The organism is Microcystis sp. M49636_WE2, from assembly GCF_030065375.1.
GTDB lineage: Bacteria > Cyanobacteriota > Cyanobacteriia > Cyanobacteriales > Microcystaceae > Microcystis > Microcystis aeruginosa_C.
This window is the reverse complement of record NZ_JASJFG010000291.1, coordinates 1-12,277: the sequence shown is the minus strand read 5'-3', so window position 1 is coordinate 12,277 and position 12,277 is coordinate 1. Positions and strand designations below refer to the sequence as shown.

10 protein-coding genes and 1 pseudogene are annotated in these 12,277 nt (G+C 38.5%); 7 read left to right on the top strand and 4 right to left on the bottom strand.

Annotated features, from left to right (window positions below):
- Nucleotides 1–490, bottom strand: a pseudogene (locus PX484_RS06975) (hypothetical protein); the annotation flags it as partial.
- Nucleotides 471–896, bottom strand: coding sequence for a hypothetical protein (locus tag PX484_RS06970; RefSeq protein WP_172963183.1), 426 nt, complete (start codon nt 894–896; stop codon nt 471–473). The pseudogene PX484_RS06975 and the gene PX484_RS06970, both read right to left, overlap by 20 nt.
- A gap of 486 nt (nt 897–1,382) precedes the next feature.
- Between PX484_RS06970 and acsF the strand changes: the two genes are divergently transcribed.
- The 5 genes from acsF to PX484_RS06945 all read left to right on the top strand — a co-directional run bounded on the left by acsF (nt 1,383) and on the right by PX484_RS06945 (nt 9,129).
- A complete protein-coding gene (gene acsF / locus PX484_RS06965; protein ID WP_002752007.1) occupies nt 1,383–2,459 on the top strand; it encodes a magnesium-protoporphyrin IX monomethyl ester (oxidative) cyclase in 1,077 nt (358 codons plus the stop codon).
- Between the two features lie 164 nt (nt 2,460–2,623).
- Nucleotides 2,624–3,151 carry a zinc ribbon domain-containing protein gene (locus tag PX484_RS06960; protein ID WP_287765627.1) on the top strand — a complete coding sequence of 176 codons (528 nt, stop codon included), beginning with the start codon at nt 2,624–2,626 and terminating at the stop codon, nt 3,149–3,151.
- A gap of 398 nt (nt 3,152–3,549) precedes the next feature.
- Nucleotides 3,550–4,854 carry an AAA-like domain-containing protein gene (locus tag PX484_RS06955; protein ID WP_287765630.1) on the top strand — a complete coding sequence of 435 codons (1,305 nt, stop codon included), beginning with the start codon at nt 3,550–3,552 and terminating at the stop codon, nt 4,852–4,854.
- Nucleotides 4,855–5,038: 184 nt separating this feature from the next.
- Nucleotides 5,039–7,975 carry an AAA-like domain-containing protein gene (locus tag PX484_RS06950; RefSeq protein ID WP_287765633.1) on the top strand — a complete coding sequence of 979 codons (2,937 nt, stop codon included), beginning with the start codon at nt 5,039–5,041 and terminating at the stop codon, nt 7,973–7,975.
- Between the two features lie 56 nt (nt 7,976–8,031).
- Complete coding sequence (locus tag PX484_RS06945) at nt 8,032–9,129, top strand: glucokinase (protein ID WP_002735893.1); 1,098 nt, start codon at nt 8,032–8,034, stop codon at nt 9,127–9,129.
- Between the two features lie 47 nt (nt 9,130–9,176).
- On the opposite strand, the gene glk is transcribed toward PX484_RS06945, so the two are convergent.
- The gene (glk, locus tag PX484_RS06940) at nt 9,177–10,145 is read right to left on the bottom strand and encodes a glucokinase (RefSeq protein ID WP_104396728.1); all 969 of its coding nucleotides are present in this window, start codon (nt 10,143–10,145) and stop codon (nt 9,177–9,179) included.
- A gap of 530 nt (nt 10,146–10,675) precedes the next feature.
- On the opposite strand from glk, the gene PX484_RS06935 reads away from it, so the two are divergent.
- Together PX484_RS06935 and PX484_RS06930 are read left to right on the top strand one after the other, a co-directional pair.
- Nucleotides 10,676–10,906, top strand: coding sequence for a hypothetical protein (locus PX484_RS06935; RefSeq protein ID WP_004162699.1), 231 nt, complete (start codon nt 10,676–10,678; stop codon nt 10,904–10,906).
- A gap of 53 nt (nt 10,907–10,959) precedes the next feature.
- Nucleotides 10,960–11,163 (top strand): Txe/YoeB family addiction module toxin, encoded by a 204-nt coding sequence (locus PX484_RS06930; protein WP_071839462.1) that lies wholly within the window; start codon nt 10,960–10,962, stop codon nt 11,161–11,163.
- Nucleotides 11,164–11,529: 366 nt separating this feature from the next.
- Here the strand turns inward: PX484_RS06930 and PX484_RS06925 are convergent.
- On the bottom strand, nt 11,530–12,277 hold a 748-nt coding region (locus PX484_RS06925), incomplete at its 5' end, for an ABC transporter substrate-binding protein (protein WP_288103256.1).

The following is a 12,277-nucleotide window of genomic DNA, read 5'->3' as shown; positions in this document are numbered from 1 at the left end:
TAACATTGTAATAGTCTCCCTCAACACCTAATCTTATTCCTCCTAGAAGACTCCCAATCTCGCTCTTTAGACCTCTAATCTGTTCACGTAGTCGAAATTGATCAGGTACAGAACTTGTAGTCATTAATTCTTCTTCTAGTATCTTTAGGTCTTCCAAAAGCCTTTGTTGACGCAGGGTTTGAATATCTAAAATACTTGAATTTTTGTTAGATCGTTCTTCTGTTACTATACTTGCAGTCTCAGATTCTTTTGGCGGAATGGATGAGTCAACTGCTTTCAAATTTCTTACTCGTTTCTGTTCACTCCAAGCCACAAAAGCAGTACCAAGACAAAAGCTTAGTGCTATGACAAAACTTGAAGGAGCACCTCCAGCAAATAGTAACATGAGGACAAAACCTATGAATACAGCCACAGTCTGCTGAACTAAGGAAAATAAACCAGCCTTAGCCTCTTCATAGAGATTTAATTCATTATGATTTCCCTGAGCCATGCTTATTACCTCCTTTTAATCCACGCAGATCTACCCAGAAGCGCCCAATGATTCGACCGGCTAGAATAATCCATAGGCAAAAGTCAGATGTGATGATTATAAAACAAGCATAGCGCGATACGCCCAACGGGTTTTCTTGCAGGCATACGTCAAAACCAGAAAAGTCTTTACCGATAATGACACGACCGATGAAACTTGGAAGTTGTAACAAAATACTAAGAGCGATCGCATCTTGTACCGAGAGATAAACGGCTCTCCATAAATCCCCCATTAACCCTCGACCTAAAACATCTAGGGGTTCCCAAACGTTCAGCAACAAGCGTTCTGCTCTTTTACCCGTCTTGGTTTTGAGTTCTGGAAGATTCGGATCTGGCTTTGAAAGAGGTTGAGGGGGTTGCTGACTCATCTAAATCATTTCGGCTCTTCTAGGTTCTGTGTGGTCAGCTTAACTTACCATAGAAGCGATCGATGCTTTTAACTTAACCAATTAGGTTTTAGATTTGTCCCTTGTTAAGTACCTAAGCAAAATTAATTACATACATCTAACCACCTCTTGCCTCTTGCCTCTTGCATGAGTGCCTTTCTTCACTAGGAAATTAATTTTGCACGACTACTTATCAGATGTGGGTTTTCAGTTCACCGATTACCGATGACTGTTTACCGATCACTGAACAAACCCCACACCCCCGAACATTTGTCAAGACTCCCAGCGAAAAATCTGGGTTTGTTCACACAGCTTAATTAAGAGTTGTAACTTTTAATGAACAGGAAGGGAGTCTAGGGCTGAGAGCTTGCTATAGTGAATCCTAGCCGTTTTTTCACGGCTCGTCATTATCAAGTCAGAGCCTTTACTCGTCTCAATCATCATCCCAGAGTAAAATCAATAATCCCTATGGTCAGCACGATCCAAAAACCAGAATTCGAGGAAATCCGTCCAGGTATAAAAGTTCCCGCCAAAGAAACGATCCTCACTCCCCGCTTCTATACCACTGATTTTGAAGCGATGGCGGAAATGTCGATCGCCGCTAACGAGGAAGAACTGAAAGCGATTTTAGAGGAATTCCGTACCGATTATAACCGGCATCACTTCGTTCGCAATCAAGAATTCGATCGCTCTTGGGAGCATATTGATGGCGAAACTCGTCGTTTATTCGTGGAATTTCTGGAAAGATCCTGCACGGCTGAATTTTCCGGCTTTCTTCTCTACAAAGAACTCGGCAGACGTTTAAAAAACAGAAATCCCGTCCTCGCAGAATGCTTTAACCTCATGTCCCGGGACGAAGCGCGTCACGCTGGGTTCCTTAATAAGGCTTTATCGGATTTTAACCTCTCCCTTGACTTGGGATTTTTAACCAAAAGCCGTAACTACACCTTCTTTAAACCGAAATTTATCTTCTACGCCACCTATCTTTCCGAAAAAATCGGTTATTGGCGTTATATCACCATTTATCGTCATCTCGAACAACATCCCGAAGATCGGGTTTATCCGATTTTTAACTTCTTCGAGAATTGGTGTCAAGACGAAAACCGTCACGGGGACTTCTTCGATGCGATCATGCGTGCGCAGCCTGATATTCTTAATGATTGGCGCGCTCGTCTCTGGTGTCGTTTCTTCCTGCTTTCGGTCTTCGCTACGATGTATCTCAATGATACTCAGCGTTCTGGTTTCTACGCCATTCTCGGTTTGGACGCTCGCGAGTACGATAAGTATGTAATCGAGAAGACCAATGAAACCGCCGGCCGCGTCTTCCCGATTGTTCTTGATGTGGATAGTCCTGAATTTTATGATCGCCTAGAGATTTGTGTTCGCAATAACGAGGGATTACGGGCGATCGATAGCGAAAACAGTGCCGCACCGGTTAAATTCCTGAAGAAATTGCCTATCTTCGCCTCTAACGCTTGGCAATTTCTCAAATTGTACCTGATGAAACCGATTCGGGTCGATAAATTAGCCGGTAGCGTCCGTTAAAAAGTTTGTTTTCTTGAGACATGGTGAGGGTGGGTGAAACCGCCCTTTTTTTGTCGATAAAATTCTTAAGAAAATCCTCTAACATTTCTATCCTCGCTAGACTGGATCCTAGGGGTGTGAACTAGGTTTTTACTTTTTACTTTTTACTTTTTCCTGTCAAAAATATGGCTATTTATAGTGAATTACCCACAGGACAACGTCTCTATCTCGATAATCAAGGGCTGCAGACGATTGTAACCCTCGCTAGTGGTGCAGTGGGACAACAACAGCAGTCTAGCAGTAGTTTTGCCACGGGAGTTTGGACAAAAGAACCCCAAATAGAGATAATTCCCCAAGGGGCGATTATTGAAATTATCACTGAAACCGGACCCCACAGAATCCAAATTCAAGGAAGCAGTATCGGTTTTTCCTCTCCTCATACCTCTGGAGTTTCTCAGTCCTCTCAATCGACCACTGCTACCAGTTTCTCCTCCTCACCGATGCAACCAATGCAACCAATGCAACCGATGCAACCGATGAAAATGGGCAATATGTCGATGAATTTTGCCCCTATGGAAATGGAGATGGGAGATATGAAAATGAGTATGGGAGACGCAAAAACCGTCAGTAAAACGCGATTTTGTAGTCAATGCGGGGCAAAAGTAGCGGCAACCGATCGCTTTTGTAGTAGCTGTGGTCATCAGTTACAGTAATAAAACCTGTTTAGCTAAATCTATAACTCCTTTTCGGGCAAAATTTTGGGGAGCATCTCATTTATGCAGGTGAGTAATTATACTTGTCACTAAAACTGTTTTCTAGCAAGGCTTTCAAAATAGCTTGACATAAAAACCTGATTTAAAGGTTACAAAGGTGAGATGCTCCCAAATTTTGTTTATATTAGCTAAATTTACCCGCTTCTAACCAGATTCGTCCACAGCGATCAAAAAGTTTATCGAATAGGGAATTGGCTGTGCCAAAGTAATAAAGCAACCGGTGTAAAGATCAGTTGCTCTGGAGAAGAACTGTATTTCAAGGGGGAATTGCTGAACTGCCCAATTGTGCTATACTGAAACCCATAACTCAAAATAGCGTTTGTTAAGTCGAGGTGTTAATGCAAGCAATGACTCCTATATACATAGAACGCCCTCCTATCGAGGAGACCTGTCGTCAGGCAATTCAAAATCCTGGAGGCCTGATTCGTATTAAAGCTCCTCAAAAAATGGGCAAAACTCTCCTACTAAGAAAAACTCTAGATTATGCTAGAAGCCTTGGATACCGAACCGCTAGTATTGATTTCTCGGAGTGGGGTCTGAATAATCCAATTTTTGATGATTATGAACAATTTCAGAAGTCACTGTGTATTGAAATTTCTAAATGTTTACAAATAGAGGATAAGGATATTGAAAGGAATATTTCTGAAACTTGGGGAATTAGATTAAGTCAGACAAAACCTACAAACTATTTTCAGGATTATTTACTTAGTCAGGGAGAGCTAGTCGTTGGCTTTGATCGGTTTGAGGTTTTATTTGATAAAGTAAATATTTTTGAGGATTTTTGTTGTTTGTTGCGAGCTTGGCACGAAAAAACAGAATTACAGTGGCAAAATTTGAAATTGATTCTTGTTAATTCAACAGATGACTACCCAGTACTTGATATTAATCACTCACCATTTAATGTTGGCATAGGAGTGGATGAATTAACTGGATTAACTGGATTTTCACCTTTACAAGCAAAAGAATTATTGAAATTTTATCTACAGGAGGATTTCAGTAGGACTGATGAGCTAATCTTGAAGGATTTTGTTGATTTTGTGGGGGGTCATCCTTTTCTTTTAGATGAATCCTTCAAGTATTTACGAAGAAACCCGACTCAAACTTTACAACAAGTAAAGGAGGAATCTCCTACAAAAACAGGGATTTTCAATCATCATCTTGGAGAAATTCTAGAAACTCTATCCAAGGAGAGCCACGAATATCTTAAAAATGATTATATTAAAATAATTCAACAATATCCAAACTCAGTAGATTTACCTCAAAAATCTGCATTTAACTTGCGTAGTTTAGGATTAATCAAAAACGCTGATAATGGTTGTTTCGTTTCAAGCTGTGATTTATATCGTTTATATTTTATTTCTTCTTTATTTATGCAGGAAGTTGGTCAACTGCTAAGTGACATTTCCCCTGATATTACTGAGGAAGAAGCAAGAACACTTGTTTCTAATAGATTAAACGACAATCTAAAACTAGGAAATAATAAAAGCAAATGGTCTCTTGTTTTAAGACGAAATTTCTTCAATAGAGATCGATTGTTTCAGTCTAGCAGAGCTGCTTTTTTTGCCGTTGTTGACTACTATATTACAGATAGTCCAGTGGGTACAGCTGTTTTAGCTTTTTTTGAAGAATGGAGCAACTACTAATAACAGCCTCAGCCATCAAACCTTCTCTTCTATAAAATTTCTCTTGTATATAGCGTTTCTCGCATCTGTGCGGCACAGTTAAACCTTTGCTGATTAAGCTGTTCAGGATCGGGAATGTACCTCTTGTGAATCAGAAATGCTATATATTGCTCAATTACTTTAATTTCAAGTTAAGGAGTTAAAAATGACAGATAATTTGACAGATAATTTGACAGGCTTTACCTTTGGCGGTGGCTTAAAGGCTGGTAATCCAACTTATGTTGATCGGAAATCAGATGATGAGTTACTTGAAAAATTAACAAAAGGCAACTATTGCTATATATTAAATTCTAAACAGACTGGAAAATCCAGCTTACGTATTAAAATTGTTGATCGTTTAAAGAAGTGTAATCCCAAAGTTGATTCTGTGATCATCGATCTAAGTGGTTTAGGAATACCAAAGATTAATTGGGAAGGCTGGTGTTTTACAATCACTCAATCGATAGCTGAAGCTGAAAGTTTGCAAATCATGACAGGGAAAGAACTGAACAAATGGTGGAATGATTTTGGAAATAATGTACCCCCATTGCAACGACATATAAATTTTCTTGAAGAATATGTACTTAAGCAACTAGATCGAAGAGTTGTGATTTTTATTGATGAAGCAGAGTGTCTTTTTTCATTTTCTGAACCTGCGAACACCGATGCTTTTTTGGCATTTATTCGTTCTTGCTCTGAAAAAAGAGAGCCAAGAGATGATAATAATCCTTATAATCGCTTGACTTACTGCATAGTGGGAACAACTTCCCCTAAAAATTTCATTCGGGATCCTCAATCTACTCCATTTAATATTGGTCAGGCGATCACCCTGGAACCGTTTAAGTTAGATGAGGTTCAACCATTAATAACAATGCTGGGTGAAAAGTTAAAAACACCAGAAAGCGCATCTAAAGAATTAATGAGAGAAATTATTCATTGGACTGGAGGACAACCTTTTTTAACTCAAAAACTTTGTCATCTTATAGTAAAAGAACGTCAAAGTAACCCGTTTACTACTGTTGAACAAGTTGTAAATTTAAAGGTTATTAATAATTGGCAAACTCAAGATGAACCTGTTCATTTTCAAACAATAGAAAAACGTCTTTTGGATAATGAAGCAAAAGCTTTTGATCGGCTTGGGCTATACAAAGGAATTTTGGAAAATGGGCAGATAGACTATCAAAATACTTCTGAGCAAATAGAACTAACTTTGTCTGGTTTGGTTTTAGAAGATGAAGGTCAATTAAGACTTTATAATCCCATATATAAAGAGATTTTTAATCTAAATTGGGTTGAACAAGAGAAAGCAAAACTGCGTTTATATATTGAAGAATTTGAGAATTGGGAAAAATGGGAAAAATGGAAAGAAACTAATAATCTGGCTTATGATCTACAAGAACGTTACTTATTGTACGGAACCAAATGTGATCGGGTACAGAAATGGAGGATAAAATTTAACGAGGATAACGGGAAGCTTTATGAAAAAGAAGGTAATTTTTTGGATCGATCGAAGACTTTTTGGCGAGAAGTCAAAGATTTATTTTCTGATTTACAGATCAATGAAGGGACGATGGAAAGTATAATTCAATCGGCCAATGATTTGACAGGAGGGTTACATAAATTCAATAGAATAGTTTTTCATATTGCTAAAAACAATAACGTTGTGGATTTACAACAGGATGAAGTTCAAGGTTGGCTAGAAAATTTAGTTTTATCAAATTCCTCAAACTTAGAGCTTTTTAAAGAATATGATCTATTTCGTCAAGATCGAGACCAATTTTTAAATCGAGATGACAGTTTTGATTTAATTTCTCTCTTTGAAAAAATTGCTCAAAAGGAGCCGATTCTCTTTGATGAAAAAAATCCACAACATCGTAAACTAAAAGATATGTGTTTTATAATTCTAGATAAGGAGCATAATTTAAGAATACTCAACAAGATTTATGAAAAAATTCTAGATCAAAACTGGATCAAGGAAGTCATGGCGGGACTCCGTCCCTATAAAAAAGCTTTTCGAGGTTGGCAAGATTCGGATCGTCAAGAATCATCTTATTTATTACAAAATAATGATCTAAAACTGGCCCTAGAATGGCTAGGAAAAAAGCCCACACCTAAATTAGAGGAAGGAGAGATTGAATTTGTAATGACCAGTTTAGTGGCGGAAGTCTGGACAACTGCTTCACCTTCTGTTCAATCTGAAGCTGTTTCATTGATCACAACTTCTCGACCATCATTACAAGGGAAAAATAACTACTCTGACTTTCTACTCCGAGAGATTTTACAATGGACAACCTCTCAAACTGCTGCCTTAAAAAAGCTTTTAGAATGGGTAAATGAGTCTGATATTCCTGTCGAAAATATCCGTAAATACCTAGAATTTCTTGTTAGATCGCAGATCAAAAACTGGAGTTATCAAGAACTATTTGACTTTGCTCTTGCTCCCCATAGCTCTTACCCTGAGAGAGAACAAAGAATTTTTATTACCTTCGACCAATACTGTCTTGGGGAAATAGACCAATCTCAAATCCAAGAACCCCTAAAAGAATGCGGAAAAATACTTGACAAATATCAAAATTTAAACGAAAATGATTTTCAGGAATTAGTATTTAACTTCCTCAAGACTAAAATTGCGAGAATCTCTCTTATGACACAACAACGACCCGAACAAGAAAAACTTGATGTTCTTCTGGACGAGACTGTTACCACCTCAAAAGGACACCTAAAATCAATCCTTATTTTTAATCTAGAGAATGGACTACCGCTGTATCACAATAAACGACTCAAATCTGATGATCCAGAGCTTTATCGTGCTCTTTTTGCAGACGGTGGTGATGCAGTAGGAGAAGCAATTGAAGGATTTGAATCCCTCAGTAAGATTCAAGAAGCTTTAGATAATTTTGGCAAGGTAACTGCCTTTGGCAATCTCACATACTCAATTTTTAAATTGGCGGAGGGAACGATGATGGTTTATTTTGTCGAACTAACAACACCTTTTGCTATTTGCTTTATCGCTCCTGATGGAATTAATTTAGGACTGGTCGTAACACGCTCACAAGCAAAAATTAAGAAGATTAAAAATGAGCTAGAAGAATTAGGTTTTTAGTCTTTTTTTGGTTGCTGTTTTCATTTAGATATATTTACTATAAAGGAGTCAATTTTATGGTCATTCTCGCTGGCAAAATTGCAGGTGATAAAAGCGAATTCGGTCTTTTTACTCACAAAAAAGATGACTCTCAAAAAAAAGTGATGCTGGATGCCTTAATTGCCCATGAAACTTATACAACTAAGGATTATGCTCAAGGCTTGGAAAACATGATAGAGACATTTTTAGAGCAATATTATTATGGGCAATATAGTGATAATGAAGATATTTATGGTGCTTGTTTTGGTATAGCAGGACCTGTTGATCATGGCGAGGCTAGAGTTGATCGCAAGGAATTTAAAGCAACTTTTACAGAGCATGACTTCAGACAAAAACTTCCCTATAACAATGTTCCTGTCTCTTTTATCAATGATATGGAAGCAATTGGCTATGGTATTTTTTTGGGAAATGGAGAAGAGCAGCTAAAAGAACTTTATCCTGGTAAATCTCACCCAAATCCTGAAGATCGCCGAGTATTAATGCTAGTGAGTGGAGGTTTAGGTCAAGCATTATGGTATAGCCATGATGAAAAAAAAGGGTTAAAACCAATCTCCTCGGAAGGTGGTCATGCGGACTTCGGTGCTAGAATAGATAAAGATTGGGAACTTTTACAATTTCTGAAAGAACTGAAACAAGAGCAGGGGGATAATAGTCCCGTTAGTTATGAGTATGTTCTTTCTGCTCCTGGTTTAACCAGAATTTATCATTTTTTTCAAAGTCTTTCTGAATGGGAAAATCAGCCAAATATCAATGATGCTGATGCTATCATTCAAGCTGCCCAGGAAGGGAATCCATTATGTAAAGAAGTTTTGGATTTTTTTATCTCTATTTGGGGAGCGCAAGCAGGGAATTTGGCTCTTACCTATAAAGCCAGTGGCGGAGTTTATATTGGCGGTATTGATATTCCCATTGAAATCTTGAAAGAAGGCAAATTTATCAATGCCTTTATTGATAAAGAGGGAAATTTCAAAGCTTATAACGAAGGCATTTCTGTTAAAGTTTTTCAAGATAACAGCATTGTCATGTGGGGGGCAGCTCGACACGCTATTGAGGCGGGTTTTGTAACTAATGGTAGATTTGCAATTATGAGGGCAAATCAACAAAAAGGGCATTGAATACCCTCACAATCAAGACAACTTCTAGGATTGTCTATCCTATGCTTCTACATTTTTGTAGCAGCGTATTTTACTGCACCTCTTAATCCCTCTAGGGTATTCAAAACAATATGGACAGGAACTTTTTCTAGCAAAACAGGATTAACCCGTGCCTTATCTGTAAATGCCTTAATAAAACTGCCATTTTGCATCAATTCAATATTTTGGGCTGCAATTCCCCCCGCAATATATAAACCGCCAAACGGTAAAAAACTCACCGCCATATCCCCTGCCGCAGCCCCAAAAGCTTCTACAAAAATTGCCATTGTTTGCTGACAAAGAAAATGACCTGCTGCTGCTCCTTTAGCGATTGCTGCCCCAGGATCAAATTGACTTAAAAAATCACCCACATCTTCAGAAGCAAACTTGCGATCCTGCAAAAAACGAAAAATATCAACAATTCCTGGGCCAGAAACCACCCGTTCCACATCAACCTTGCCGTCGGCCCGAAGATATGCTAATAACTCCTGAGCTAACAAATTATCAGGAGCAAAACTTTCGTGGCCTCCTTCCGTTGGAAACACTCGATAGCTATCACCTTCAGGAACTGCAAACGCCTTTCCCAGACCCGTACCCGCCCCAATAATAGCGATCGGCGCATCAGGCAAAAATTCACCTTCCTGTAAAGTAACTAAAGATTTATTTTTTTCTAAGACAATATTGTAGCCAATTGCTACAAAATCATTAATAAGACTCACTTTAGCAATGTTCAATTCTTCTTGTAACCGGGCCGCATCTAATTCTGGCCAAGGTAAATTAGTGATTTTACATTTGTTGTTCAGAACAGGGCCAGCCAAAGCAAAACAAGCCTTATAAACATTACACTCATCACCCAGGAATTGTCGCACTAAAGGAACTAAACCCTCATTGCCGCTCGGATAAATTTCTTCTCGGAGAGTTGATTCATTTTTTCCGTCCGTTTCTACCAAACACAACCTGGTGTTAGTGCCACCAATATCACCGGCTAAAACTAGCATGGATTTAACTACTAACGAAACTGTTCAAGATTATAGCATATCGAATATATTGCGATCTCTGTTCCAATTATCAGAACACTTAAGTAGGGAGGCACAATTATTTGTAGGATGGGTTAGCGGTAGTGTAACATGAGCGGGCGTTGGGTTTCATGCTTCTACGTTCATCTTATATTTAATTCCACCCACCCACTTAGATTTATTCAGCAACCCCTAGCTAGATTTACAAGAACTTTTGTGGCAAAATTCTGTTTATATTAGCTAAATTGAGCCGCTTCTAACCGGATTAACCCACAGCGAGCGCATTTTTCCCACTAAATCGCCTGTTTATCTATGTCCAACATTCTTAACACTGAAGACAAGGGAGGGAGTGTTTCCCTCCCTTCCCTGATGGGTTACACAAGAGCTAGAACCTCTGGAAATCTGTTACAAGGGATACCCTTGCAACGAGGTAAGACTATACAGAAACGAGAAGAGCCAAGTTATCGTTGAAACTGCTATAATTAATAAAATCTCAAGAATAGTAAAATTATATGAATGCACTAAAATACCAAACAATCATCAAAAATGGTCAACTTAGTTTACCTCCCCTCGACTTACCAGAAGGAACAGTTGTCGAAGCGATTTTGTTGATTAAAGAAGCGGCTGAAATGGATGAAACGGACTATCTGCTTTCCACAGAAGCTAACCGTCAACATCTCCAAGAGGCAATAGAATCTCTGAAAAATCCTGATAGTTATATTTATGTAAATGCTGCTAACTGATCAGGAAAGTCGCCTTTCTAACCCGAAGTTTTGATTAGTTTAATCAATGGGCAATCGCAGATAAAAAAGTTTACGCTAAAATTGTCAGCCTTATTAAAGATGTTCAAAGAGAGCCTTTTTCTGGATTAGGAAAACCAGAAGCATTAAAACATGAACTATCAGGATTATGGTCACGACGCATTACAAAAGAACATCGCCTAGTTCATAGCGTGTCTGATCAAGAAATTGTTATTGTTTCCTGTAAATTTCACTACTAATAATCGCCAGAAATTCCAGAAATAGCTGAGAGCAAGGCTCTTCTGGTTTTTGTGTGGAAGGAAGAAGAATAGGGATAATTTGGGTGCATCTCAATTTTGGACAAATATCTAGAGGACATTTTGGGCGCACGCGGTGCGCTCCTACCATTGGCGCAATAATATTAATAATATTATTGTAGGGGCGAATTGCATTCGCCCTCTTTGAATAACTTCTGCTGCTCACCTATAGGTGAGGGAAAGTCACAAATTTAATAGTCTTAAACACTTTAAACAGGATTTAGGATTACACAAAAGCTAGAACCTCTGGAAATTCGTTGCAAGGGATACCCTTGCAACGAGGTAGAAGCGAGAAGAACCACTTACTTATTAATTTTCCACAAAAGTAAATTTACCATTTTTACCATCGGCATCCATTTTAATTTGTGCGACGGAGAATTTATCCTGAATGATTTCCCCTTCGGGAGTAAAAGCAATATCTCCCAGGACAGTGACATACTTACCCGCTAAGATTTCCTGATTTAATTGTTGGCGAATTTGTTCGAGGGAAAGTGTACTGAGTTTATTTTTATCATCTACCCGTTTTAATGCCTCGACAAAAACTTGAATTCCCGTAAAAGCTTGAGCGGTAAATTGGGGCGGTGCTTTTTTATTTTCTGCTGTATAAGCGCCGACAAAATCCCGATTAATAGGATTATCTAATTCCGGGTTATAAGCTTGAGCGATGAGAATACCATCACATTGAGCTTGACAAACTGGGAAAATATTAGAAGTATTTAAACCATTGCCCCCAATAATTAAACCCTGATAACCTAATTGTCGCAACTGTTTGACCAAATTACCCCCGTCAGCAACCAAACCAGAAATAACCACTAAATCCGGTTTAATATTAATAGCGGCGGTGGCTTGATTTTGAAAATCTGTATCGGTGGTTTGGAATTTCTGCACGGTGACAATATCAAGATTTAAACTCTTTAGGGTTTCTTGAAAAGTTTCCGTTTCCGATTTACTAAAAGCATCATTTTGGGCAAAAAAGACAGCCACTTTTTTAATCTTGGGATCGATTTTTAAAGCGGTTTTAACCGCATTGGGAGCGACCACAGCCACAGGAGCGGAC

Excerpts from the sequence above, each read along its gene's own strand:
- PX484_RS06970 (WP_172963183.1), bottom strand. The coding sequence starts at position 896 with ATGAGTCAGCAACCCCCTCAACCTCTTTCAAAGCCAGATCCGAATCTT.
- acsF (WP_002752007.1), top strand. The coding sequence starts at position 1,383 with ATGGTCAGCACGATCCAAAAACCAGAATTCGAGGAAATCCGTCCAGGT.
- PX484_RS06960 (WP_287765627.1), top strand. The coding sequence starts at position 2,624 with ATGGCTATTTATAGTGAATTACCCACAGGACAACGTCTCTATCTCGAT.
- PX484_RS06955 (WP_287765630.1), top strand. The coding sequence starts at position 3,550 with ATGCAAGCAATGACTCCTATATACATAGAACGCCCTCCTATCGAGGAG.
- PX484_RS06950 (WP_287765633.1), top strand. The coding sequence starts at position 5,039 with ATGACAGATAATTTGACAGATAATTTGACAGGCTTTACCTTTGGCGGT.
- PX484_RS06945 (WP_002735893.1), top strand. The coding sequence starts at position 8,032 with ATGGTCATTCTCGCTGGCAAAATTGCAGGTGATAAAAGCGAATTCGGT.
- glk (WP_104396728.1), bottom strand. The coding sequence starts at position 10,145 with ATGCTAGTTTTAGCCGGTGATATTGGTGGCACTAACACCAGGTTGTGT.
- PX484_RS06935 (WP_004162699.1), top strand. The coding sequence starts at position 10,676 with ATGAATGCACTAAAATACCAAACAATCATCAAAAATGGTCAACTTAGT.